The organism is Streptomyces caniferus (assembly GCF_009811555.1).
Lineage (GTDB): Bacteria > Actinomycetota > Actinomycetes > Streptomycetales > Streptomycetaceae > Streptomyces > Streptomyces caniferus.
Genome location: NZ_BLIN01000005.1, coordinates 1,979,131 through 2,003,678, shown reverse-complemented (window position 1 = coordinate 2,003,678; position 24,548 = coordinate 1,979,131). Strand labels below are relative to the sequence as shown.

Here is a 24,548-nt window from a genome sequence, read left to right as displayed (position 1 = left end):
CAGACTTGAGTAGTGGGCCGCGGACGAGGGGCCCACCGACCACGAGGACCACGCGGCAGTAGCCGCACATTGAATGCGTGAGGAACGGACTTCATGAACGACCAGATCCCTACCGGCGACGAGCACGGTGCGCTTGGCGACGCCGAGTACGCGGAGTTCATGGAGCTCGCCGCGGAGGAGGGCTTCGACCTCGAGGAGGTCGGGGGTGACATCGCCGCGGCCGGCCACGGCCCGCTGCCCGTCCTCGCCGTCGTCGGCCGCCCCAATGTCGGCAAGTCGACCCTGGTGAACCGCATCATCGGCCGCCGGGAAGCGGTCGTCGAGGACAAGCCGGGCGTCACCCGCGACCGCGTCACCTACGAGGCCGACTGGAACGGCCGCCGCTTCAAGGTCGTCGACACCGGCGGCTGGGAGCAGGACGTCCTCGGCATCGACGCCTCCGTGGCGATGCAGGCCGAGTTCGCGATCGAGGCCGCCGACGCGGTGGTCTTCGTCGTGGACGCCAAGGTCGGCGCGACCGACACCGACGAGGCCGTCGTCAAGCTGCTGCGCCGGTCCGGCAAGCCCGTGGTCCTGGTCGCCAACAAGGTCGACGGCCCGTCCGGCGAGGCCGACGCCGCCATGCTGTGGTCGCTGGGTCTGGGCGAGCCGCACCCGATCTCCGCGCTGCACGGCCGGGGCACCGGCGACATGCTCGACGCCGCGCTGGACGCGCTGCCCGAGGCCCCCGCGCAGACCTTCGGCGCCGCGCTCGGCGGCCCCCGCCGCATCGCGCTGATCGGCCGGCCGAACGTCGGCAAGTCGTCGCTGCTGAACAAGGTCGCCGGCGAGGAGCGGGTGGTCGTCAACGAGCAGGCCGGCACCACCCGCGACCCGGTCGACGAGATGATCGAACTGGGCGGCAAGACCTGGAAGTTCGTGGACACCGCCGGTATCCGCCGCCGGGTGCACCTCCAGGAGGGCGCCGACTACTACGCCTCGCTGCGCACCGCGGCGGCCGTCGAGAAGGCCGAGGTCGCGGTCGTCCTGATCGACGCGTCCGAATCCATCAGCGTGCAGGACCAGCGCATCGTCACGATGGCCGTGGAGGCCGGACGCGCCCTGGTCATCGCCTACAACAAGTGGGACACCCTCGACGAGGAGCGCCGCTTCTACCTGGAGCGGGAGATCGAGCGGGACCTCGTGCAGATCCCCTGGGCGATGCGGGTGAACGTCTCCGCGCGCACCGGCCGCCACATGGAGAAGCTGGTCCCGGCGATCGAGACCGCGCTGGCGGGCTGGGAGAGCCGTATCCCCACCGGGCGGCTGAACGCCTTCCTCGGTGAGATCGTCGCCTCCCACCCGCACCCGATCCGCGGCGGCAAGCAGCCCCGCATCCTCTTCGGCACCCAGGCGGGCACCAAGCCGCCGCGCTTCGTGCTGTTCGCCTCCGGCTTCCTGGAGGCCGGCTACCGCCGCTTCGTCGAGCGGCGGCTGCGCGAGGAGTTCGGCTTCGACGGGACCCCGATCCACATCTCCGTGCGGGTGCGCGAGAAGCGCAGCAAGAAGAAGTAGCGGCGGGCCCCGGGCCGCGTGGACGGATCAGCGTCCGTGCGGCCGGGCGTCCCGCTGAGCCGGTGGCAGCGCCGCCGGGGCATGACCCCGCGGGTGGTACGACGGCCGGCTCACGACCTCCCAGTGGCCCGCGGACGCCGCCGTACGGCTCCAGTTCCCGGCACCGCGCAGCACCTCGGGGAGTTCCGGCTCGTCCGTACGGTCCCCCGGCAGGGCCCGGAAGGAGCGGCGGTACTCGGCGTACAGCGCGTCATAGATCGGCGTGGCCGAGCCATGGTCCGTGGTGTGCGCCGTCCGGTGTTCGTGGGACGGGCGCATGCCGGGGATCGGGTGGGGGTACGGGGCGCGGGAGGAGGGGTCGTATGCGTGCACGTATGTGCCAACGACCCCGATGGCCGCGGGATGCGGCTTTCGGGCGGAAATGGCTGATCGCGAGGGCATGACCGTCCGGAATGGCGGTCCTGCCCCCGCGATCGGGTGCCGGGAGGCCGTCAGGTGCCGGCCAGCGGCATCTCCGCGGCGACCAGGGCGCCCTTGGCCGCGGCGTTCTCCAGCGCGTCGCGCATCAGGTCCTCGCGGGGCTGGTGGCCGATGGAGCCGGCGGGCGCCGCGTACATCAGCACCGACTGCGCCTTGTTGGCGGCGGCGCGCCAGCCGTCGGAGACGGCCAGCGGCTGGTGGGCCTGCCACCAGGCGGCCTGCTGTCCGGCGTTGCCCGGCTGCAGGACGGCGTGCAGCTTGCCCATGGCCAGCAGCGCGGACCAGCCCGGGTTCGGGGCCGGGAGCTGGTTCATGTCCGTCACCGGGTGGAAGCCCTGCTCCAGGAGCAGCGGGAGGAAGTCGTCGTGGGGCCCGACCGAGCCGGGACGCGCGATCGGGCCGTCCGGCTCGACCACCAGGGCCGGGCGCAGGTCGCTCTCGACCAGCACCAGGCCGCAGGTGATCCCGAGGGTCGCCTGACGCGGGGTGGTGGGGAGCGGAACGGCCGGGGCGGGGGTCTCGGGGGCGGCGTCCTCTCCGGTGATGGAGCGCACGGCTCCCTGGAGCTGCTCCTCCGACACCGGGACGACCTGCGAGGGGATGCAGGTGGCATGGGCGAACGCGAGCACCGCGGTCTCCTCGCCCACGAACAGGACGGTGCTGGTGCGCTCCTGCTCGCTGTCGCCGGGGGTCCGGCAGGAGGTGCAGTCGTAGCTGCCGGGGGCGTCGCCACCGGCCAGCAGGCGGTCGGCTTCTTCGTCGCCGATCTCGGCGCGAACGTCGTCGCTGACGTCGAGCATGCGCGGCACGGGTGGCTCCTCGATCTCTGTGCGTCTGCCGGGTGGTCTCCCGGCTCGTACCAGGACAACGGGTGACCTGCGGCAGGAGTCACGCGAGGGCGGGAACAGAATCGAACCAATCCCCGCACAGCGGAAAACCGCGGAAAGCCGTCCCAGAAGCGGTCACATAACGCCAACTCTTGCGCAGAACCTGATGCAGTCGGCGGTGTTCCGTACACCGGACCGGGTGGGTGCGGAGCCGGGAGGGCGTGGCGCGCTGGTCAGCGGCCGACGGCTGCTTACCGTCACCGGCTATGTCGGACAACTCTTCGGCGCCTCGGCGCTTCGTGGGATCCGTCGGGCTGCTCACCGCGGCGGCCGCTGCCCTGGTGCTGTGCCTGCCGGGCGACGCCGTCGCCGACGGCGCGGGCGGCGACGGCGGGGGCGGCAAGGCCTCGCACGCCTGCGCCGCCGACCAGTGGCCCTGGGGCTGCCTCGCCGACTGCGAGAGCAGCGGGGACTGGCACATCAACACCGGCAACACCTTCTACGGCGGGCTGCAGTTCTGGCAGCCCACCTGGGAGGCCTTCGGTGGCCTGGACTTCGCGGAGCGGGCCGACCTCGCCAGCCGCGGCGAGCAGATCAAGATCGCGAAGAGGGTGCAGGCCGCCCAGGGGTGGGGCGCCTGGCCCGAGTGCGCCCAGCGCTACGGGCTGATCCCGCCCGCCCGGACCCATGTCGTACGGCGCGGGGAGACGCTCGGCGAGATCGCCGAGAAGTACCACGTGAAGGGTGGCTGGCGGGCGCTGTACAGCGCCAACCGCTCCACCATCGGCCCCGACCCCAGCAGACTGCCGGCCGGCGTCAAGCTCCGGCTCCCGCGGGCGCCGAAGAAGTCGCACTCCCGGCCTGCGTACGACGACTGACGGTCGGACAGCCGGAGTCCGGCAGGGCCGGGGCGGCGTCCGGCGGCCCTGCCCGGTCCGGCGGAAGGCCTGGTCGCCCGGCAAGGTGGAGGGGGTTTGGACCCGGGAGGTTCCGTGCCGCGGCTACCGATGACCTAACTTTTGCGGAACAACTTGGCGAAAGGCCCAACCAGGAACCCCAATTCGCGGTCCTACCGGTCAGCAGGGGGCCGCGTCGCGCCATCGGGAGGGGGGTGCGACGCGGCCCACGGGGAGACCAGAACGACCGGAAGACCAGGGGACACGGGGACGGATGCACATCTCATTCCTGATTCATAATGCCTACGGCATCGGGGGGACGATCCGGACGACGTTCAACCTCGCGCGAACGCTCGCCGAGCAGCACGACGTCGAGATCGTGTCCGTACTGCGCCACCGCGACGACCCGGTCTTCGACCTCGGTCCGCGGGTCGCGCTGCGGCATCTCGTGGACATCAGGGAGAACAGCCCCGGCTACGAGGGCGCGGACCCCGCGCACGCCCGTCCCGCCAGGATATTTCCCGCCGCCGAGAACCGTTTCGGCCAGTACAGCGAGCTCACCGACCGCCGAATAGCCCAGCATCTGCGCCGGATCGAGACGGACGTGGTGGTCGGCACCCGGCCCGGACTCAATGTGCACATCGCCAAGCAGGCGCGCCGCGGCCCGGTCCGGATAGGCCAGGAGCACCTCACCCTGGACACCCACAGCAGGGCGCTCAAGCTGGCGCTGCGCAGCGCCTATCCGCGCCTCGACGCGGTCACCACCGTCACCGAGGCCGATGCCCGTACCTACCGCCGGACGCTGCGACTGCCCGGAGTACGCGTCGAGGCCGTGCCCAACAGCGTGCCGGCGCCCGCTCTGGCGCCCGCCGACGGCAGCGGCAAGTGGGTCGTCGCGGCCGGCCGGCTCGCCCGCGTCAAGCGCTACGACATCCTCATCCGTGCCTTCGCCCAGGTCGCCGCCGAGCGGCCCGACTGGCGGCTGCGGATCTACGGCGGCGGCGCCGAGAAGGCCGCCCTGCGCACCCTGATCGACGAACTCGGCCTGTACAACCACGTCTTCCTGATGGGCCCGGCCAACCCCCTGGAGCCCGAGTGGGCCAAGGGCTCGATCGCGGCGGTCTCCTCCAGCCTGGAGTCCTTCGGGATGACGATCGTCGAGGCCATGCGCTGCGGGCTGCCGGTCGTCGCCACCAACTGCCCGCACGGCCCCGGCGAGATCATCGACGACGGGGTGGACGGCCGGCTGGTGCCGGTCGGCGATCCGGAGGCGCTGGCCGGCTCGCTGCTCACGCTGATCAACGACGACGCCGCCCGCAAGCGGATGGGCGGGGCCGCGCTGGTCTCGTCGGCCCGCTTCGACCCCGCCGCGGTCGCCGGACGCTATGAGGAGCTCTTCGGTGAGCTGCTCGCCCGCGGGCGGGGCAACCGGCTGCGCGGCAGCCTGCATCGCGCCCGCGGAGCCCTGCTCGGCGGCGCATACGCCACCAAGGATGCGGCCCGCGCCGCGCTGAGAGGGGTGCGGACGGTATGACGGCGTCGAGCCAACTGATTGTGACCGGAGACGAGATGAAGGAGTCCTCTGCCATCGACCAGGAACCCATGGTTCCGGCGAGTGCGGGAACCCACCGCCCCGAGCGGCCGGAGGAAGGGAACGAGGCGGCGCCGGTGGAACTGCGGGCCGACTGCATCGCGGACTCCGCGGGCGGCCTCACCTTCGATCTGAACGCCCCTCAGGAGACCCCGGCCGCCTGGAGCGCGGCGCTGGTGCTGCGGCTGCGCGGCGGCGACGGTGCGGACGACGAGGTGCGGCTGCCGCTCGGGCCGAACGGCGCCGGGCGCCTGCGCGCCGTGCTGCCCAGCACCGTCTCCCTCGCCGAGGGCCGCTGGAACGCCTACGCCGACCTCGGCGACGGCCGGGACCCGCAACGCCTGCTGCCGGGCCTCAACGACCTGCGGTCCCTGGTGGACCGCCGGCCGCTGGCGGGCATCGGCCGGCTCGGTGTGCGCATCCCGTACGCGACCAAGTTCGGCAACCTCGCGCTGCGCAGCTGGCTGCGCGGACCGCATGCCGAAGCGGGTGACATCCTTGTCACCCCCGACGGCATGACGGTCTCCGGCCGGCTCTACGGCGCCTCGCCGGGCGCCGGTGCCCGCGCCGAGGCCCGGTCGCGCCGTACCCCGGCCGCCCCGGACTCCGCGCCGGTCACGGTCACCGTCCCGCTGACCGTCGAGGGCCCGGAGTTCACCTTCGCACTGCCCTACGAGGAGCTGGCGGGCCACTGGGAGCGGGGCAGCGAGCCGTGGGACCTGTGGCTGCGCCCCGCCGAGGGCGCCCCGCCGGTGCGCATCGCCCGCCTCCTGGACGACATCGCCGACAAGAAGCAGGTCTTCAGCTACCCCGCGCTGCCGGTGCACGCGGACGCGGAGGAGCTCAGGGTCGGCCCGTACTACACGCTCGACAACGACCTGGCCGTACGGGTCGCGGGAGCCACGGAGAGCTGACGGGGCGCTGCCTGCGGTCCCGGTGACCTCATCGAGGACCGCAGGTGTCCGCAAAGGCTGGGAGACTCGGGCCATGTTGGAGACCTCGGCACGTCTGCTCCGTCTGCTCTCGCTGCTGCAGGCGCACCGGGAGTGGTCCGGCGCGGAGCTCGCCGACCGGCTCGATATCACCCCGCGCACGGTGCGCCGGGACATCGACCGGCTGCGCGAGCTCGGCTACCCCGTCCACTCCGCGCCGGGCACGGCCGGCGGCTACCGCCTCGGTGCCGGCGCCGAACTCCCGCCGCTGCTGCTGGACGACGAGGAGGCGGTGGCGGTCGCGGTCGGGCTGCGCACCGCCGCGGCGGGCGGTGTCGAGGGCATCGAGGAGTCCTCCGTACGCGCGCTGGCGAAGCTGGAGCAGGTGCTGCCGCACCGGCTGCAGCGCCAGGTCGGTGCGCTGAACGCCTTCACCGTCCCGCTGCTCGGCAGCGGCGGCCCCCGGGTCGACCCCACCCTCCTCACCGAGCTCGCGCACGCCTGCCGGGACTGCCACCGGCTCCGCTTCGACTACACCACCCACGACGGCACGGTCTCCCGCCGCACCGTGGAGCCGCACCGCCTGGTCTGTGCCCGGCGCCACTGGTACCTCGTCGCCTGGGACGTGGACCGCGCGGACTGGCGCACCTACCGGGCCGACCGCCTCACCCCCACCCCGCCGCACGGGCCGCGCTTCACGCCCCGCCCGCCGCCGGCCCCGGACCTCGCCGCGTACGTCGCCCAGGGCATCTCCACCCGGGTCTACGCACGGCAGGCCACCGTGCTGCTGCATGCCCCGCTGGAGCGGGCCGCGGAGCGCATCGGCCCGGCCGCCGGGACGCTCGAAGCCGTCGACGAGCGGTCCTGTCTGCTGCGCACGGGGGCGCACAGCCTGGAGGTGATGGTGATCCACATCGCGCTGACGGGCTTCGACTTCGAGGTCCGTGAGCCGCCGGAGCTGCACAGCCGCATCCGGGAGATCAGGGACCGGCTCTCCCGGGCATTGGCGGCGCCACCACCGGCTGCTTCCCCACCTCCGGATGGTGCAGGTCGAACGCCGGGGACTCGGAACGGATCTTCGGAAGGGTCGTGAAGTTGTGCCGGGGCGGCGGAGAGGAGGTCGCCCACTCCAGCGAGCGGCCGAAGCCCCAGGGGTCGTCCATGGTCACCGTGGAGCCGTACCGGGTGGTCTTCCAGACGTTGTAGAGGAACGGCAGCGTGGACAGGCCGAGCAGGAAGGAGCCGACGGTGGAGAGGGTGTTCAGGGCCGTGAAGCCGTCGGCGGCCAGATAGTCGGCGTAGCGCCGCGGCATGCCTTCGACGCCCAGCCAGTGCTGGACGAGGAAGGTGGTGTGGAAGCCGACGAACAGTGTCCAGAAGTGGATCTTTCCCAGCCGCTCGTCGAGCATCTTGCCGGTGAATTTCGGCCACCAGAAGTAGAAGCCCGCGTACGTGGCGAAGACGACCGTCCCGAAAACGACGTAGTGGAAGTGCCCGACGACGAAGTAGGAATCGGTGACGTGGAAGTCCATCGGCGGTGAGGCGAGGATGACGCCGGTCAGTCCGCCGAACAGAAAGCTGACCAGGAACCCGATCGACCACAGCATCGGCGTCTCGAAGGACACCGAGCCGTGCCACATGGTGCCGATCCAGTTGAAGAACTTCACTCCGGTCGGCGCCGCGATCAGGAACGACATGACGGAGAAGAACGGCAGCAGCACCGCCCCCGTCACGAACATGTGGTGCGCCCAGACCATCACCGACAGGGCCGTGATGGCCATCGTCGCGCCGATCAGCATGACGTAGCCGAAGATCGGCTTGCGGGAGAAGACCGGGATGATCTCCGTGATGATGCCGAAGAACGGCAGCGCGATGATGTAGACCTCGGGGTGGCCGAAGAACCAGAACATGTGCTGCCACAGCAGCGCACCGCCCCACTGCGCCTCGAACACCACCGACCCGAACTGCCGGTCCGCCTCCAGCACCAGCAGCGCCGCCGCCAGGACGGGGAAGGCCATCAGCACCAGGATCGAGGTGAAGAGGATGTTCCAGGTGAACACCGGCATCCGGAACATCGTCATCCCGGGCGCCCGGAGCACGAGGATCGTGGTGATGAAGTTGACGGCACCGAGGATGGTGCCGAAGCCGGCCAGCGCCAGCCCCATGATCCACATATCGGCGCCGACGCCGGGGGAGCGGACCATCGAGTTCAGCGGGGCGTAGGCCGTCCACCCGAAGGCCGGGCCACCGTACGGCGTGAGGAAGCTGCCGAGCACGATCAGGCCGCCGAAGAGGAAGAGCCAGTACGAGAACATGTTCAGCCGCGGGAAGGCCACATCGGGCGAGCCGATCTGCAACGGCATGATCTCGTTCGCGAAGCCGGCGAAGGCGGGGGTGGCGAACAGCAGCAGCATGATCGTGCCGTGCATGGTCAGAGCCTGGTTGTACTGCTCCGCATTGATGATCTGCAGCCCCGGGCGGGCCAGTTCGGCACGCATCACCAGCGCCAGCAGGCCACCCACCAGGAAGAATCCGAACGCGGTGATCAGGTAGAGGTGCCCGATCTTCTTGTGGTCGGTGGTCGTCAGCCAGTCGACCAGCACCGCCCCGCGGCGCCGGGCCCCCGGGGGCCGGAGGTCCGCCCGGCCGGTGTCCGTAACCATCCGCACCTCGTTCGTCGAAGGTGTACTGGGGCCCGGCACATGATGCTCGGGCGGGACGCGCAGAGCGAGGTGGCGCTCCGGTCCGTTCCGGTGGGATCGGGCGGGCCTGCGGACAGGGCGGCCGACGGGCCGGGGGAGGGCACGGGACCGGCAAGCGGGGCGATGTGCGGGAAATGTGTGCGGATTGTGGCGCGTTGGGCAATTTCCCGGCGGCCGATAAAGGACTTCGGATAAGGGGAATCCGGCTTTTACGGGGGATTGTTTTCGGACGGCTTGCCGCGATGTGCCGAGCGACTGCTCCCGTTTCGCAGGCGATCAAGGCGGAATTCCGGCCGTCCAAATTTCCACCCGGATGCGCGGTCGTACGGCGCGTAAGGGTGACGGAAGTTCCGGCAAACGCACGAACGTTCGCTGTGACACAAGTGTGACCAATGACGGACCGGGTGGTCACCGAGGTGTGCGAGGGCCGGCCTTCCGCGGGCCGGCGCGGACGCCTACGGTGGCTGTCATGGCTGACGTACCGAACCTTCCGGACAACCCTCAGGACGACATCGAGGCGTATGTCGGCCTCGCCCAGCAGGACGCCGAGGAGCAGGCCGGGGGGCGTGGCTGGACGACCGTCCGCTCGCTGCCCCCGGGCGCGATCATCACCATGGAGTACCTCGCCGGCCGCCTCAATTTCGAGGTCGAGGACGGCACGGTGCGCCGCACCTGGCAGGGCTGACCGCCGTACCCACGACGAAGGCCCCGCCCGCTCTGTGAAGAGCGGGCGGGGCCTTCGCTGCGGGGTGGGGTGTGCGTACCGGCCCCGCTGCTCGCGGTGCGCTCAGCCGCTCGCGTTGCGGCCGCGCCCGGAGGTCGGGCTCAGCGGCGAGGTGCGCGGCATGCGGTCCGCGTGCGGCGGCCGCCGGCTGCCCGCCGGGGTGGCCGGGGCGCGCTCCGAGCGGATGGTGTACGGGCGCGAGGGGTGGTGCGGCCAGCCGTCCGGGGTGTGGGCGGACCGGCTGCCCGTACCCGCGGGGATCGGCTCGCGGACGAGCAACTCGCCGTCGGGGGCGATGCGCTGCCGGGACACGCCGGGGGCCAGCGAGCCGACCGGCAGCGGGCCGCGCAGCGAATCGGGGCGCAGCCGCAGCCACAGCCGCAGCAGGATGCCCATCAGGCGGTCCTCGAACCAGGTGACCCCGGGCTCCAGCCACGGCATCGCCAGCAGCACCAGCAGACCCGCCGCCCAGCCGAGCAGCACATCGCTGACCCAGTGGGTGCCGAGGTAGACGGTGGTCATGCCGACGCCCAGCGCGCCCAGCGCGGCGATCACGGACAGCGTCCGGCGGCGCAGCGAGGTGGTCGCCAGGTAGGCCAGCACGCCCCAGGTCACCACGGCGTTCGCGGTGTGGCCCGAGGGGAATATGTCGCCGCCGAGCCCCATCTCGTTGGCGCCGACCACGGTCGCGTAGTGCGGGCCGAGCCGGCCCATGCCGAGCTTGGCGGCGCCCACGGTGATGTTCAGCAGCAGCAGCGAGGCGCCGAGCACCAGCAGCGGGTGGAGGTTGCGCTGGCGCCAGCAGCGCCAGCCCAGCCAGGCCGCAACGGCCACCGCGGTCGGTCCGCGCTGCCCCAGTACAACGAAGTAGTCGAGGAAGGCATGGATCTCAGGCCACTGCTTGTAGGGCCTGAAGAACATGACTTGCCAGTCGAACGTGACCAGCCATGAAGTGGCCAGCACTCCGGCCACGATCGCGAGATACACCGCCAGCGTGCCCCAGAACAGCCACAGGCGGGTCCGGGTCATGCGGGGTGGTCGGGCGCGATCGGTCGGGCGCTCCTCCATCTGGTCGAGCTTGTCATCGGTACGCACTCAATCGACGTTACCGCGTGTGATGTAGGTGCTTGGTCAAACTGTGCGCTTTGTAATGACGATGTGATGTGGAATGTGTCTCAATCGAGGCTTCGCCACAAGGATTTGGCGGGGAATTCCCGGCGATTCTCAAACCTCTCCCCGGATCCGCGTGTCGTCACCCTGAGCGCCTTATCTGCTTTTCTCCGGGCAGAGTTTATCCGGCCTTTGCCCGGGGGCCGCGCGACGTTTCCCCGAGGGGTCGTCACGGAAGGAGATCGTCCGGTCACGGGGTGTTCCCGGGGGTCACGGAGGCCCCGAACCGTTCAGCCAGAACGCCCCGTACGCCGCCGAGCCCGCCGCCACCAGGCCGACGACCAGCCAGGCCCGTACCGGGCGCCACCGCGCGAGCCCCACCGCCAGCGGCAGCAGCAGCGGATAGGCCGGCAGCATCAGCCGCGGCTTGGACCCGAAGTAGCCCTTGGCGGTCAGCGCGAGCAGCAGCACGGTCCCGCCGTAGACCGCCAGCGGCAGCGGCTGGCCCTGCCGTACGCCGCGCAGATACAGCCAGATCACCAGCCCGACGCCGACGAGCAGCCCGAGGCCGGCGGCGAAGGCGGGTCCCGACAACTGGTGCCAGGCGAAGGTGCCGAAGGCGATCCCCCCGTCGAAGCCGTTGCCCCAGTTGCCCTGGACGTCCAGGTAGCCGGTGAACGAGCCCTGCCGCGCCCCCACCCACAGGAAGAAGCCGCACCAGCCGAGCGGGGCGAGCAGCACGCCGGGCAGCAGACCCGGCTGCGCGCGCAGCGCCGCGCGCAGCCGTACGCCGCCGGTCCGCTGCCGCCACAGCGTCACCGCCGCGGTGATCCACACGGCCGCGACCACCGCCGCGCCCACCGGCCGGGTCAGCCCGGCCAGCGAGGTCAGTACGCCCGCCCACACCCAGCGCCCGGTCAGTACGGCGTACAGGCTCCAGGCGGCGAGCGCGGTGAACAGCGCCTCCGAGTACGCCATCGACTGCACGATCCCGACCGGCAGCGCGGCCCACAGCGCCGCCAGGGCGATCCCGGCCCGCTGCCCGTGGAGCCGCTCGCCGGTCGCGTAGAGCGCCCAGGCCGCAGCCAGTGAGGCCAGCCATGTCACCACCAGCCCGGCGTCGGCGGGCGACAGCGGCGTCAGGGCCGACAGTCCGCGCTCCAGCCAGGGCAGCAGCGGGAAAAACGCCAGGTTGGAGTGCACGTCGCCGTTGGGCAGTTGCACGGTGTAGCCGTAGCCCTGCTCGGCGACCCGGGTGTACCAGAGCGCGTCCCAGCGCGCGGTCAGCAGCGTGTGCCAGTCCTTGCCGTCGGCCGTCGACCACACCGCGAGAACGACCAGTCCCAGCAGCCGGATCGCCGCGAAGGCCGCCAGCGCGGGTGCGGCCCGGCGCAGCGCGGCGCGTGCGGCGGGGACGTCGCACGGCGGGCGGCCGGGTACGGCGGCGGAGGCAAGATCGTTCATCCCGACGATTATCCAGGTGGCCGAAGAACGATTGCCGACGGCGGGAGGCGCAACGTACCGGGCTGCGATGCGCGTCTCATCGTGAGGTGAGCCACGCGGCACCCACCGGGACTCGCGTAGTCTGACGTCCCTACTCGCTTGTGCCGCCGGTTCCCCCGGGGCGTTTTCGCGCCCTGATCCGTGGCCGCGAGAGCATGACTGGAGGTGCTGCATGTCCGGGACGACGGCGTCCGGCAGTGGACGGACGGCTGGTGTTCCCCGGCTCACAGGCGGCGGCGCGAATCGCTGGACCGTGCTGATCGTGCTGTGCGTCAGCCTGCTCTTCGTCGCGCTGGACACCACGATCCTGTACGTCGCCGTGCCCTCGGTCACCGAGGACCTGCGGCCGGGGCCGGTGGAGCTCCTCTGGATCGTCGATGTCTACCCGCTGATCGCGGCCTCACTGCTGATCCTCTTCGGCACCCTCGGCGACCGCGTCGGCCGCCGCCGCGTCCTCCTCCTCGGCTACGGCCTCTTCGGCCTCGCCTCGGCCGCCGCCGCGCTCGCGCCCAACCCGCAGATCCTGATGGTGGCCCGCGCCCTGCTCGGCATCGGCGGCGCCATGATCATGCCGGCCACGCTGTCGATCCTGCGGCAGGTCTTCCCCGACCGGCGCGAGCGCGCGGTCGCCATCGGGGTGTGGAGCGCGGTGGCCGCGGTCGGCGCCGCGGTCGGTCCGGTCCTCGGCGGCTTCCTCGTCGAGAACTTCTGGTGGGGCTCGGTCTTCCTCATCAACATCCCGATGATGGCCGCGATGCTGCTGATAGGCCGGTGGCTGCTGCCGGAGTCGCGTGGTGAGCGCAACGGCCCCTGGGACGTGATCGGCGCGGTCGTCGCGGCGCTCGGCGTGCTGGGCATCGTCCTCGGCGTCAAGCGGATCGGCAGCGGCGCTGCCGTGGTGGGCCCGACCACCCTGCTGCCCATCGTCCTCGGCGTGCTGCTGCTGGTCCTGTTCGTCCGCCGCCAGCGCCGCCGCGAGCACCCGCTGATCGATATGCGGCTGTTCGCCAGGCCCGCCTTCGGCACCTCCGTCGGCTGCATCGTGCTGGCCATGCTCGCCCTGGTGGGCCTGCAGCTGATCGCCGTCCAGTACCTCCAGCTCGTCCTCGGACTGAGCCCGCTGGAGACCGGCCTGCGGATGCTGCCGCTGGTCTTCGCGGCGATGGCCGCCGGCCTGACCGGCTCGAAGATGCTGCAGGCCGTCGGCCCGCGCGCCATGGTCTCCCTCGGCTTCGTGCTGACCGCCGTCGCGGTGCTCTGTCTGACCGCGATGAGCAGCCAGGACCGTCCGTGGCTGCTGTCCACGGGCTTCGTCCTGCTCGGCTTCGGCTTCCAGTCCACGCTGTTCGGGGCGTACGAGTCGATGCTCAGCGAGGCCCCGGCCGAGCAGTCGGGCGGCGCCGCCGCGATCGGGGAGACCTCCTACCAACTCGGCGCGGGGATCGGTGTCGCCCTGCTCGGCAGCGTCATGAACGCCGCCTACGCCCCGGGCCTGAACCACGTCGACGGCGTCCCCGGGCGGGCTTCCGCCTCGGCCGCGCACTCCCTCGGCGAGGCCTACAAGGTGGCCGCCGGTCTGGGCGAGGACGCCAGGGCCACGCTGCGCGAGGCCGCCCGGGAGTCCTTCGTCCACGGGCTGCACGTCACCCTCGTCGCCAGCGCCGTGCTGCTGCTGATCGGTGCCGGCATCGCGCTGCGACTGCCGCGCCGGGCGGCGGACTCCACGGAGCGGGCCGAGGCGGACGGGGAGCCTGCTCCGGCCGATGGCACGGCCGGCGCCGGCCGCGACGGCGAGCCCGCCCCGGCGAACTCCGGGCGCTGACCGGCGCGACGCGCCTGCGGCCGCCCCGCCGCGCGGCGGTGACCCTTGCCGCGCGGCATCGCGGGCCGTACCGTCGGAAGCGAGATAACTACCGCTGCTAGTTTTTCGCGCGAGCGCTGAACCCGCCGGAGGCCCCGCCATGTCCGCAAAGCCGTCCGCAGCTTCCTCTGCGGTCCCGCCGTTCGACCCCGGTGACCCCCTGGGCCTCGACGACCTGCTGACCGACGAGGACCGCGCCGTCCGCGACACCGTCCGCGGGTGGGCCGCCGACCGGGTCCTGCCGCAGATCGCCGACTGGTACGAGCGCGGCGAACTCCCCGGCATCCGCGAACTCGCCCGCGAACTGGGCTCCCTCGGCGCCCTCGGGATGTCCCTGACCGGTTACGGCTGCGCGGGCGCCTCCGCCGTCCAGTACGGCCTGGCCTGCCTGGAACTGGAGGCCGCCGACTCCGGCATCCGCTCGCTGGTCTCCGTCCAGGGCTCGCTGGCCATGTACGCGATCTGGCGCTTCGGCTCCGAGGAGCAGAAGCAGCGGTGGCTGCCCGGAATGGCGGCCGGCGAGATCATCGGCTGCTTCGGCCTGACCGAGCCCGACCACGGCTCCGACCCCGCGGCGATGCGGACCCACGCCAAGCGCGGGAGCGGGGGCGACTGGGTGCTCAACGGGCGCAAGATGTGGATCACCAATGGCTCGGTGGCCGGGGTCGCGGTGGTCTGGGCCCGTACCGACGACGGCATCCGCGGCTTCGTGGTCCCCACCGACACCCCGGGGTTCTCGGCCCCCGAGATCAAGCACAAGTGGTCCCTGCGGGCCTCGGTGACCAGCGAACTCGTCATGGACGACGTACGGCTGCCGGCCGACGCGGTGCTCCCCGACGTCACCGGGCTGCGCGGCCCGCTCGGCTGCCTCAGCCACGCCCGCTACGGCATCGTCTGGGGCTCCATGGGAGCCGCCCGCGCCAGCTTCGAGGCGGCGTTGGACTACGCGAAGACGCGGGAGCAGTTCGGCAAGCCCATCGGCGGCTTCCAGCTCACCCAGGCCAAGCTCGCCGACATGGCCGTCGAACTGCACAAGGGGATCCTGCTGGCCCATCATCTGGGGCGGCGGATGGACGCGGGGCGGCTGCGCCCCGAGCAGATCAGCTTCGGCAAGCTGAACAACGTACGGGAGGCGATCGAGATCTGCCGCACGGCCCGGACGATCCTCGGCGCCAACGGGATCTCGCTGGAGTACCCCGTCATGCGGCATGCGACCAACCTGGAATCGGTGCTCACCTACGAGGGCACCGTCGAGATGCACCAGCTGGTGCTCGGCAAGGCGCTCACCGGTCTGGACGCCTTCCGGTGAGCGGCCTCGCCCGCTGACGCCGGTCGCCGCGCGATCCGGGGGCCCGCCCACCTGCTTCTGCCGCTGCGAGCCCCCGGACCCCCGGCCGGACACCCGCGGGTCGCGCTCAACTCTGGTTGAAGAAGCCGCCGTTGCGGTGGGCGCGGGCCTCGCCGCTGACGACCTTGTAGTCGGCGGGGGTCAGCAGGAACACCCGGGTGGCGACCCGCTCGATCGAACCGCGCAGACCGAAGGTCAGGCCGGCCGCGAAGTCCACCACCCGCTTGGCGTCGGAGGGCTCCATGGCCGTCAGGTTGACGATCACCGGGACGCCGTCCCGGAAGAGCTCGCCGATGCCGCGGGCGTCCCGGAAGCTCTCCGGGGTGACCGTGGCGATGCGGGTGCCCTGGTCCTGGGCGGCCTCGTCGGCCACCCGGATCCGGGGGTCGGTGACCCAGGGGCTCTCGCCCGAGTCGCCGGCATCGGGTCCCTCGGCGTAGTCGTCGTCGTAGTAGCGCTCGTCATCACTGTCGTCGACGAGGCCAAGCCAGGCGCTCGCCTTGCGCACCGATCCCATTGACGCCTCCTCTCACCCGCGGTGTCTGTGTGTGTACCCCTATCGTCGTCCATCAGGCCGACAGTGTGCCAAGTGGATAGCCGCCGCACGGGGGGTTCGTGACACATCTGGTGCAAAGAGGGTGGCGCGGCATCAGCTTATGCGCCCCGTAAGGAAACTGACAGTATGAAGAACGTCACGGTCGGTACCTGACCCTTGGTCGACGGCAAGTGGTCAGCGGAGGGCGAACCTGACCCGGCGGTCGGTTCGTGGGCGGGACCAGCGCACATGCCCCGCCGGTCCCGGGCCCTCCGGCCCGGTGGAGCACTCCGGCGCGGCGCCACGCTCCCCGTGGGGCTGCCGCTTCCGGCAACGCCCTGCCCGCCGCCCTGTCTGTCGGCCGGGGAGCGGAACCGTAACGTCCGCTGATCCGTCCCAGCTCCGACCGAGGGGGTCGGCGCCGCCCCGGCAGCCGTCGACAAGGCTGCCGGGGCGGCGTGTTGCGGGGGATGCGGCCAGGGGAAACGTGTAACCGGCACAAGACAATCGTGTGACCCTCTTGCGCTGCGGGGGCGGCGCACCCGAAACTCCGCTCAGCGCTTGTCAGGGGCACGCTGAAAATGAACGTGCGGATTCCCGCGTGCCCTTCGGCTGCGCCTCACGGGCCGCCCACCGGCGGCCCCCGATCCCCCTCGGAGGAATCAGTGAGGAACGAGCGCACCACCCCCCGCAGCGGCGTAGCGAGACGCACCCGGCTGATCGCCGTGGCGTCCGGACTGGTGGCCGTAGGTGCCATCGCCATCCCCACCGCCAATGCGCAGAACCCCGCCCCCACAAGGACGTTCAGCGCCACCCAGCTCACCGCCGCCGGCAACGCGGTGCGTACCGCGGATGTCGCGGGCACCGCCTGGCGGGTCGACAGCAGGACCCACACCCTGGTCGTCACCGCCGACCGCACGGTCTCCCAGGCGGGGATCGCCAAGATCGAGCGGGCCGCGGGCGGCAACGCCGACGCGGTCCGCATCGACCGCATCGCGGGCACCTTCCGCAAGTTCATCTCCGGCGGCGACGCCATCTACGCCCCCAGCTGGCGCTGCTCGCTGGGCTTCAACGTCCGCAGCGGCAGCACCTATTACGCCCTGACCGCCGGTCACTGCACCGACGGCAACCCGCCGTGGACCACCGGCTCCGGCGCGAGCATCGGCCCGACCGCGGGCAGCAGCTTCCCCGGCAACGACTACGGCATCATCAAGTACACCGGCTCGGTGTCCCACGCGGGCACCGTCGGCAGCCAGGACATCACCAGTGCCGGCACCCCGTCCGTCGGCCAGACGGTCACCCGCCGGGGCTCCACCACCGGTACCCACAGCGGCCAGGTCACCGCGCTGAATGCCACCGTCAACTACGGCGGCGGCGACATCGTCTCCGGACTCATCCAGACCACCGTCTGCGCGGAGCCCGGCGACAGCGGCGGCCCCCTCTACTCCGGGACCAAGGCGCTCGGCCTCACCTCCGGCGGCAGCGGCGACTGCACCTCCGGCGGCACCACGTTCTTCCAGCCCGTCACCGAGGCGCTGAGCGCCTACGGCGTGAGCGTCTACTGACGCCGGCCCGCCGACTCCGTACGGACCTGCCCCGGTGCGCACCGGGACCCCGCACGGAGTGACCTCCGCACCGATCGCCGGACCCGGCTCCGGCAGCACAAGGGCCCCCGTCCGCCGGTGGACGGGGGCCCGGCCGTGCCCGGTGCGCGCCTCGACCGGCTCCCCGAGCCAGGCATACCATGGTAAATGACGCAATTTGGACGGTATGCGGCACGTTTCAGGGAGCCGTGATGGTCGAAGAGCTGGTGACGGCCGGGGTGGCGCTGGCCTCCGTGGGTGCCGTCTATTTCGTGGCCGCGGCGCGGGTGGTCAAGCAGTACGAGCGCGGTGTGGTGCTCCGGCTGGGGCGGCTGGTCTCCGAGGTGCGCGGGCCGGGATTCACCATGATCGTTCCGGGCGTCGACCGGATGCGCAAGGTCAATATGCAGATCGTCACGATGCCGGTCCCCGCCCAGGAGGGCATCACCCGGGACAATGTCACCGTCCGGGTCGACGCGGTGGTCTATTTCAAGGTCGTGGACGCCGCCGACGCGGTCGTCCGGGTCGAGGACTACCGCTTCGCGGTCTCGCAGATGGCGCAGACCTCCCTGCGGTCGATCATCGGCAAGAGCGAACTGGACGACCTGCTGTCGAACCGGGAGAAGCTCAATCAGGGCCTGGAGCTGATGATGGACAGTCCGGCCATCGGCTGGGGGGTGACCGTCGACCGGGTGGAGATCAAGGACGTCTCGCTGCCGGAGACGATGAAGCGGTCGATGGCCCGCCAGGCGGAGGCCACCCGGGACCGCCGTGCGCGAGTGATCAACGCCGATGCCGAGCTGCAGGCCTCGAAGAAGCTGGCCCAGGCGGCCCAGGCGATGTCCGACCAGCCCGCCGCGCTGCAACTGCGGCTGCTGCAGACCGTGGTGGCGGTCGCCGCCGAGAAGAACTCCACCCTCGTCCTGCCCTTCCCCGTCGAGCTGCTGCGGTTCCTGGAGCGCTCCGGGCTGCAGGCCCAGGCGCAGACCGCGGCGGCCGAGGCGGAGCGGGGTGCCGGGGAGCGGCCGGCCGGTCCGGCGGCGACGCCCGGGGTCTCGCGTGCGGCCACCGAGACCGGTGCGGAGGGCGTGCCGCCCCCGGAGCTGGAGGAGCTCCCCGAGGCCGAGGACCTGCCGTAGCGGCGGAGTGCCGATACGCCCCTGATGTCCGTCTGATCGCCGTACGTACCTGTTGGTGACGGTACTTACGGCGATCCCTGCTGTGCGGGGGCCGGTCCCCGGCCGCTGTTTTCCGGCCAGCTATAGTCCACACACGTTGCCGTCCGCCGAGCGCCGCGCGTGCCCGCTGATGTCCGCACTCGGGATCGAGGTGTGCGGGTGTCGGTGTGACCTTCGTGTGGCGGAACTGTGAACTCCCGCACGGGAGACCGGAACCCGGTCTTGTGCGCGAGTGAGGCGGATGGGAATACTCGGCCCCGCACGTTGGCATGGACGCGCCTCCCTGGGGCCTGCCCCTCGGGCGGATCCGTTCCTGCCCCCGCTCCTCACTCTCCGGGCCCGCGAAACTCCCCACGGTTTCCGGGCTCTTCCCCCCCACGGAGGCTCCGACTTGAAGCACCGTCGCATACCCAACCGGCGCGTCGTCGTCGCGGGTGCGGGAGCCCTCGCGCTCGCCGCCACCGCCACTGTCGCCCTCGCCAACGCCAACGCGACCCCGGCCCCCGCCCGCACCCCGGTGCTCGCCAAGCTGACCTCCGCCGCGGCGTCCACCCTCGCCTCGCACCTCAAGACGGACACCGCCGGTTCCTTCTACGACGCCAAGGCCAAGAAGCTGGTCGTCAACGTCGTGAACAAGGCGCAGGCGCGGGCCGTGCGGGCCAAGGGGGCGGAGGCCAGACTCGTCGAGCACACCTTCGCCCAGCTCGACTCGGCCCGGCGGACGCTGAAGTCGAAGGCGACCATCCCCGGTACGTCCTGGGGCATCGACCCGCAGAGCAACAAGGTCGTGGTGACCGCGGACCGTACGGTCAAGGGGACCAAGCTGGACCGGCTCACCAAGGTCGCCAAGAGCCTCGGCGACAAGGTCGAGGTGCGCCGCAGCAAGGGTGAGTTCAAACCCTTCATCGGCGGCGGCGACGCGATCTGGGGGAGCGGCGCCCGCTGCTCGCTCGGCTTCAATGTCGTCAAGGACGGCAAGCCGTACTTCCTGACGGCCGGCCACTGCGGCAACGAGATCAAGAGCTGGTCGGACAAGCAGGGCGGTTCGGCGATCGCGACCACCGAGGACTCGAAGTTCCCGGGCGACGACTTCTCCCTCGCCAAGTACACGGGCGACACTCCGCACCCGAGCGCGGTCGACCTCTACAACGGCAGCACGCAGAAGATCACCAAGGCCGCGGAGGCCACCGTCGGCGAAAAGGTGCAGCGCAGCGGCAGCACCACCCAGGTGCACGGCGGCACGGTCAAGGCGCTGAACGCCAGTGTCAACTACCAGGAGGGCACGGTCGAGGGTCTGATCCAGACCGACGTCTGCGCCGAGCCCGGTGACAGCGGTGGCGCGCTCTTCGACGGCGATGCCGCGATCGGTCTCACCTCCGGCGGCAGCGGCGACTGCTCCAAGGGCGGCGAAACCTTCTTCCAGCCCGTCCCCGAGGCCCTGAAGGCCTACGGCGCGCAGATCGGCTGACCCTCGCGCGGCGGCACCTTGCCCTGGCGCACGGCGCCGCCTTCCGGACGCGGTCCACGTCCGGGGGCGGCACCGGCCCACGGCGCGCCCGCCGCACACGACGATCCCCGGGCACCACCCACCGGTGCCCGGGGATCTGAACGGCTCGGATCAGAACGCGAAGACCGAGTCGAGGTCGCTGTTCATCGCGCAGGCGTTGGCGAAGGTGTAGCTGTACGAGACCCGCTTGCCCTGCCACACGCCGTCCGCGGTGACCACGAACGGGTTCCACTCCTTGGTGCACAGGCGGTCCGAGGGGGTGGCGGTTATCGCGTTGAAGTCGCCGGCCACCGCCCGCAGCTGGGTGCAGGCGGCCTGCGGGTCCGGGTGGCTGCCCCTGGCCCCGGGCATACAGCTGAGCGTCACGGCGCGCTGCACCGTGGCGGTCGCGCGGCTTTCGCCCTGGCCGACCGTCAGCACCAGTTCCGTCGGGGCGTAGAGGCCGCCGCTCCGCGCCGGCTGCGCCGGTGCGGCGGCCTGTGCGGTGGTGGCCAGGGTGCCCAGGACCAGCGCCGCGCCGAGCGCGACCGCCCCAGTGATGTACCGCATGACGAACACTCCCTTGCTCGAAGGTGCAGATACCGGACGGGAGTCTGGCCCAACCGCACCTCGAAAGCATCTTGAGTGGGCACAAGGCGATCGCTTTGAGTCATTAGGTGAAAGCTGAGAGTAATGGCGCGAACGGGCCGGAGGTGGTGCGGCCCGGCCCGAGGGAAGGGCGGTGCGGCCAGCGGGGATGCGGTGCCGGTCATGCTCCTGGCAAGGGCCGCCCGCGCCCGGAAGGGAGGGATCCGGCCGCCGACCGGCCGTTCGGGCGGGTTTGGATCTCCGGCGATTGGCCGAAGAGGAGGGGCGGAGGGTCCCTCCGTGCTGCCCGGGATGCCCGCTGAGGTAAGAACCGGCCACCCGTTGCTCGCCTTACCCCGCCCGGGTCCGGCCGCCCTGAGGGCCCGGTTCCGCCGGCGCGCGGGCACGGGTTTGCCCGTTTGCGGCCCGGCAACCGCGCTCCCGCCGGCACCTCACCTCTCACCCTTCGCGGCTGTCCGCCCCGTCCCGCTGCGGGAGCCCGGCCGTGAGTGTCCGCATGCACCGTGTCACCAGCGCGGCGGGCCCCTGGGGCCCGTCCGGCGCCCCGCCGCCCGCCGCCCACTCCTCCACCGCGACCCGCATCGCGGTGTTCGCGGCGGCCGCGGCCAGCCGTGCCTCCAGCGGGCCCGCGCCGGTCAGTCGCGCCAGGACCGGCACCAGCGCCTCCTCGGCCTCGTGGTGGACCCGGTGCCAGACCGCACGCAGTGTGGGATCGGCCGGCATCGCCCGCAGCAGCCCGCGGGTCCAGCGCAGCGCGTCCACGGCCGGTTCGTCGGCGGGTGTCAGCGACCGGCGGGCCGTTTGCTCCAGCACCTCGCGTACGGCGGCCGCGTCCGGGCCGGGAGAGGCGGCGGCCAGGTCGTCGATCCACTGCTGCACCCCGACGGCGAGCAGCGGTGCCACCGCGTCCTCCTTGGTGCGGAAGTACCGGTAGAAGGTGCGCAGCGCGACCCCCGAGGCGCGGGCGATGTCGTCGGCGGTGACGGCGGCGCCGCGCTCCGTGAACAGGGCCGCGGCGGTACGGGCGATCTCCAGCTGGGTCTCGGCCTTGCGCCGCTCGGTGAGCGAGGGGCGGGGGAGCGGGGCGGGTCGGGGTGCGGTGGGCATGGCGTCAGCCTACGGAAGATCGGCCGACATTGGCACGTCACGCGAAATTGGCGCACTGTGCCATCTGGGCATACCGTGCGCGAGTACCTCGAGAACGGAGCTGGACCATGAACCGCTTTGACGGCCGCCGCACCCTGATCACCGGAGCCGGCTCGGGCATCGGCCGGGCCACCGTCCACCGGATCCTCGCCGAGGGCGGCCGGGTGGTCGCGGCGGACATCGATGCGGCGGGTCTGCAGGGCACCGCCGATCGGGCGGCCGCGGACGGCGGCGCCGGGCGGCTGGAGACCACGGTGCTGGACATAGCCGACGAGGCGGCGGTCCGTACCGCCGTCGCCGCCGCGGTGAGCGCTCTCGGCGGCCTGGACGTCCTGGTCAACGCGGCCGGCATCCTGCGCTCCTCGCACACCCACCACACCAGCCTGGCGGAGTTCCAGCAGGTCATCACGGTCAACCTGACCGGCACGTTCCTGATGATCCGTGAGTCGCTGCCCGCGCTCCTGGAGGGCCGGGAGCCGGTCGTGGTCAACTTCAGCTCCACCTCCGCCTCGTTCGCGCACCCGTACATGTCGGCGTACGCGGCGAGCAAGGGCGGCATCCAGTCCATGACGCACGCCATCGCGAGCGAGTACGGCAAGCAGGGGCTGCGTGCGGTGTGCGTGGCGCCGGGTTCCATCGCCAGCGGTATGACCAGCGGCCCCGTCCCCGGACTGCCCGAGGACGCCGACACGAGCCTGTTCGACAAGCTCTTCCCGGCCATCGGCGAGGGTTTCGCGAGCCCGGACACGGTCGCGGGGGTCATCGCGATGCTCGCCTCGCGCGACGGTGCGTTCATCACCGGCACGGAGATCCGGATCGACGGCGGAACGCATATGTGAGCCACGGTCCGTGGGCGGGCCCCGGCGCTCTCCCTGCGGGCGCTTGCCGGGGGATGGGCGCGGCTCTCCGGCGTGAGATGCCGCGCCCATCCCCTGCCGGGGCCGTATGCCCTGCCGGAGGTCAGGCCTGCCCGGTCTCGAACCGGCTCACCTTCCCGTTCTCCACCGTGAAGCGCCAGCGGGTGCGCATCTCGCCCCAGGTGTCGTTGCGGTAGTCCGCCACCAGGGACAGTCCCTGGTGCGATTCGGACCGCACGTCCATGTGCCCTCGCGTCGCGAAGATCTCCCGGTCGCACCACTCGCGCAGATCCCGGTCGGACCCGTCGTCGGACATGGTGGCGTCGGGGGTGAGGGCGTCGAAGAACGCCTGCTCGTCGTTGTTGTTGAGGGCCGTGACCAGGGCCCGTACCGCGGGGTCGGACAGCCGGTTGGCGGAGAGGGTCATGAGGGGGTCCCGCCTTTCGTGCGGAAGATCGAACGTGCCAGGGTGATCAAGGTGCCGCCCACCGCCCAGGCGGACAGCACCAGGAGCGGGCCGGTGACCGCGCTGCCGCGGAAGTAGGCCAGGGAGCGCGCGGCCCAGGTGCCCGCGCCCGGGGGGAGGGCGGGGCCGATGGCGCGCCAGAACGGCGGCAGCATCGGATAGGGGTAGGCGCCGCCCGCGCTCGGGTTGCCGAGGATGACGATCAGCAGGATCGCCAGGCCGATGCCGATGATGCCCAGCAGGGCCTGGCAGGCCAGGGTCGTGGCACCCACCGCGAACACGATCAGGGCGCCCAGCCCCCACAGCCCGAAGAACGTGCCGGGCAGCGCGCCGAGGACCGGTCCGACGATGAGCGTCCCGGCCAGTCCGGCGGCGATCGCGTACAGGCCGAGCGCGGCCAGCCGGATGACCGCCCGGTGCCCGTTGGAGGGCCGCGCCCCGGCGCTGATCGCCAGGATCGCGGCGCACAGATAGCCGCCGACGCACCAGCCGACGACCAGGTAGAAGGACGACAGGCTGCGGCTGTCGCCCGGGTCCGCCGGGGCCACGTCCACGGTGCGCACGGTGCGGCGCTCGGCCTTCTCCGCCGAGCGGACGACCAGTTCGACCGCCTGGGCGAGGGAGGCGCCACCGCCGCCGGCCACCAGGAGCCGGTCGGTGCGGCCGCGCGGGTCGACGATCAGCGCGCCGTCGAGGGTCCGGTCCGCGAGCCGTGCGCGCGCGGCCCGCTCGGAGGGCACCGCGCGCGGGTCCAGGGGGGAGCCGGGCAGCCGGTCCAGTTTGCCCACGAGTTCCCCGCTGACCCGCGCGGGGGCGACCACGCCGAACGGCACATCGGTGGGCCTGGGGTGGTGGAAGGCCCCGGTGTACGACGTGATGAACGCGATCATCAGGCCCAGCACGCCGAGCACCAGCAGCGAGGCATGGGGCGTCACCGCGCTCCGCACCTCTTCGAGGAAGGTGGTGCGGGTGCCGTCGTCCGTCGTGGCCATGCGGTCGCTCCTCGCCGCGCTTCCGGCTGCCGGTCCGCCGTGTCGGGTGCTTTTGCACCGCTATCTTCCGTTTGGCGGTGGGGGTGCGCAGATCGGGCGGGGCTGATCGGCGGATGCCGGGCCGGGGCCCCCGGGCAGGTCTTCGTACGAATGTTCGATGAGCGGGTT

Annotated in this window: 22 protein-coding genes; 12 read left to right on the top strand and 10 right to left on the bottom strand. The window is 71.9% G+C overall.

Annotated features, from left to right (window positions below):
• The first annotated feature begins 93 nt into the window (after positions 1-93).
• Entirely contained in the window at positions 94-1,554 is a 1,461-nt protein-coding gene (gene der / locus Scani_RS25430; RefSeq protein WP_159480156.1) for a ribosome biogenesis GTPase Der, read from the top strand.
• A 27-nt stretch (positions 1,555-1,581) separates the two neighbouring features.
• Here der and Scani_RS25425 read toward each other — a convergent pair whose 3' ends face one another.
• On the bottom strand, positions 1,582-1,872 hold the full coding sequence (locus Scani_RS25425; protein WP_159480155.1) for a hypothetical protein: 291 nt from the start codon (positions 1,870-1,872) through the stop codon (positions 1,582-1,584).
• Between the two features lie 173 nt (positions 1,873-2,045).
• Complete coding sequence (locus Scani_RS25420) at positions 2,046-2,843, bottom strand: DUF8842 C-terminal domain-containing protein (RefSeq protein WP_159480154.1); 798 nt, start codon at positions 2,841-2,843, stop codon at positions 2,046-2,048.
• Positions 2,844-3,127: 284 nt separating this feature from the next.
• Here Scani_RS25420 and Scani_RS25415 point away from each other — a divergent pair, with 284 nt between their 5' ends.
• From Scani_RS25415 to Scani_RS25400, 4 genes are all read left to right on the top strand, one after another.
• Positions 3,128-3,739 (top strand): LysM peptidoglycan-binding domain-containing protein, encoded by a 612-nt coding sequence (locus Scani_RS25415; RefSeq protein ID WP_159480153.1) that lies wholly within the window; start codon positions 3,128-3,130, stop codon positions 3,737-3,739.
• A gap of 292 nt (positions 3,740-4,031) precedes the next feature.
• On the top strand, positions 4,032-5,291 hold the full coding sequence (locus tag Scani_RS25410; protein WP_159480152.1) for a glycosyltransferase family 4 protein: 1,260 nt from the start codon (positions 4,032-4,034) through the stop codon (positions 5,289-5,291).
• A 35-nt stretch (positions 5,292-5,326) separates the two neighbouring features.
• Positions 5,327-6,262 (top strand): hypothetical protein, encoded by a 936-nt coding sequence (locus Scani_RS25405; RefSeq protein WP_371872376.1) that lies wholly within the window; start codon positions 5,327-5,329, stop codon positions 6,260-6,262.
• Between the two features lie 73 nt (positions 6,263-6,335).
• On the top strand, positions 6,336-7,373 hold the full coding sequence (locus tag Scani_RS25400; protein ID WP_159480150.1) for a helix-turn-helix transcriptional regulator: 1,038 nt from the start codon (positions 6,336-6,338) through the stop codon (positions 7,371-7,373).
• On the opposite strand, the gene ctaD is transcribed toward Scani_RS25400, so the two are convergent.
• Positions 7,261-8,943 (bottom strand): aa3-type cytochrome oxidase subunit I, encoded by a 1,683-nt coding sequence (gene ctaD / locus Scani_RS25395; protein ID WP_159480149.1) that lies wholly within the window; start codon positions 8,941-8,943, stop codon positions 7,261-7,263. The genes Scani_RS25400 and ctaD overlap by 113 nt on opposite strands.
• A gap of 508 nt (positions 8,944-9,451) precedes the next feature.
• Between ctaD and Scani_RS25390 the strand changes: the two genes are divergently transcribed.
• A complete protein-coding gene (locus Scani_RS25390; protein ID WP_159480148.1) occupies positions 9,452-9,667 on the top strand; it encodes an I78 family peptidase inhibitor in 216 nt (71 codons plus the stop codon).
• Between the two features lie 102 nt (positions 9,668-9,769).
• Here the strand turns inward: Scani_RS25390 and Scani_RS25385 are convergent, their stop codons facing one another.
• A complete protein-coding gene (locus Scani_RS25385) occupies positions 9,770-10,801 on the bottom strand; it encodes a phosphatase PAP2 family protein (protein WP_174872752.1) in 1,032 nt (343 codons plus the stop codon).
• Positions 10,802-11,086: 285 nt separating this feature from the next.
• Complete coding sequence (locus Scani_RS25380; protein ID WP_159480147.1) at positions 11,087-12,280, bottom strand: putative hexosyltransferase; 1,194 nt, start codon at positions 12,278-12,280, stop codon at positions 11,087-11,089.
• Positions 12,281-12,491: 211 nt separating this feature from the next.
• Between Scani_RS25380 and Scani_RS25375 the strand changes: the two genes are divergently transcribed.
• Together Scani_RS25375 and Scani_RS25370 are read left to right on the top strand one after the other, a co-directional pair.
• A complete protein-coding gene (locus Scani_RS25375) occupies positions 12,492-14,141 on the top strand; it encodes an MFS transporter (RefSeq protein ID WP_159480146.1) in 1,650 nt (549 codons plus the stop codon).
• Between the two features lie 139 nt (positions 14,142-14,280).
• Positions 14,281-15,489: an acyl-CoA dehydrogenase family protein gene (locus Scani_RS25370; protein WP_159480145.1), complete on the top strand. Its 1,209-nt coding sequence runs from the start codon at positions 14,281-14,283 to the stop codon at positions 15,487-15,489.
• Positions 15,490-15,595: 106 nt separating this feature from the next.
• Here the strand turns inward: Scani_RS25370 and Scani_RS25365 are convergent, their stop codons facing one another.
• Entirely contained in the window at positions 15,596-16,045 is a 450-nt protein-coding gene (locus tag Scani_RS25365) for a cell division protein SepF (protein WP_159480144.1), read from the bottom strand.
• 683 nt (positions 16,046-16,728) lie between these two features.
• Between Scani_RS25365 and Scani_RS25360 the strand changes: the two genes are divergently transcribed.
• The 3 genes from Scani_RS25360 (at position 16,729) to Scani_RS25350 (ending at position 20,292) form a co-directional block, all read left to right on the top strand.
• Positions 16,729-17,628 carry a S1 family peptidase gene (locus Scani_RS25360; protein ID WP_159480143.1) on the top strand — a complete coding sequence of 300 codons (900 nt, stop codon included), beginning with the start codon at positions 16,729-16,731 and terminating at the stop codon, positions 17,626-17,628.
• 230 nt (positions 17,629-17,858) lie between these two features.
• Positions 17,859-18,785 (top strand): slipin family protein, encoded by a 927-nt coding sequence (locus Scani_RS25355; protein ID WP_159480142.1) that lies wholly within the window; start codon positions 17,859-17,861, stop codon positions 18,783-18,785.
• Positions 18,786-19,215: 430 nt separating this feature from the next.
• A complete protein-coding gene (locus Scani_RS25350; RefSeq protein WP_159480141.1) occupies positions 19,216-20,292 on the top strand; it encodes a S1 family peptidase in 1,077 nt (358 codons plus the stop codon).
• A gap of 150 nt (positions 20,293-20,442) precedes the next feature.
• Here the strand turns inward: Scani_RS25350 and Scani_RS25345 are convergent, their stop codons facing one another.
• Positions 20,443-20,880, bottom strand: a complete 438-nt coding sequence (locus Scani_RS25345) for a subtilase-type protease inhibitor (protein ID WP_159480140.1) — start codon at positions 20,878-20,880, stop codon at positions 20,443-20,445.
• 477 nt (positions 20,881-21,357) lie between these two features.
• Positions 21,358-22,026 (bottom strand): TetR/AcrR family transcriptional regulator, encoded by a 669-nt coding sequence (locus Scani_RS25340; RefSeq protein ID WP_159480139.1) that lies wholly within the window; start codon positions 22,024-22,026, stop codon positions 21,358-21,360.
• A 107-nt stretch (positions 22,027-22,133) separates the two neighbouring features.
• On the opposite strand from Scani_RS25340, the gene Scani_RS25335 reads away from it, so the two are divergent.
• Positions 22,134-22,904: an SDR family NAD(P)-dependent oxidoreductase gene (locus Scani_RS25335; protein WP_159480138.1), complete on the top strand. Its 771-nt coding sequence runs from the start codon at positions 22,134-22,136 to the stop codon at positions 22,902-22,904.
• 121 nt (positions 22,905-23,025) lie between these two features.
• Here the strand turns inward: Scani_RS25335 and Scani_RS25330 are convergent, their stop codons facing one another.
• Both Scani_RS25330 and Scani_RS25325 read right to left on the bottom strand, forming a co-directional pair.
• Positions 23,026-23,349 (bottom strand): nuclear transport factor 2 family protein, encoded by a 324-nt coding sequence (locus tag Scani_RS25330; RefSeq protein ID WP_159480137.1) that lies wholly within the window; start codon positions 23,347-23,349, stop codon positions 23,026-23,028.
• Positions 23,346-24,380, bottom strand: a complete 1,035-nt coding sequence (locus Scani_RS25325; RefSeq protein WP_159480136.1) for a YhgE/Pip domain-containing protein — start codon at positions 24,378-24,380, stop codon at positions 23,346-23,348. Before Scani_RS25325 ends, Scani_RS25330 begins: the two co-directional genes overlap by 4 nt.
• Between the last annotated feature and the right edge of the window lie 168 nt (positions 24,381-24,548).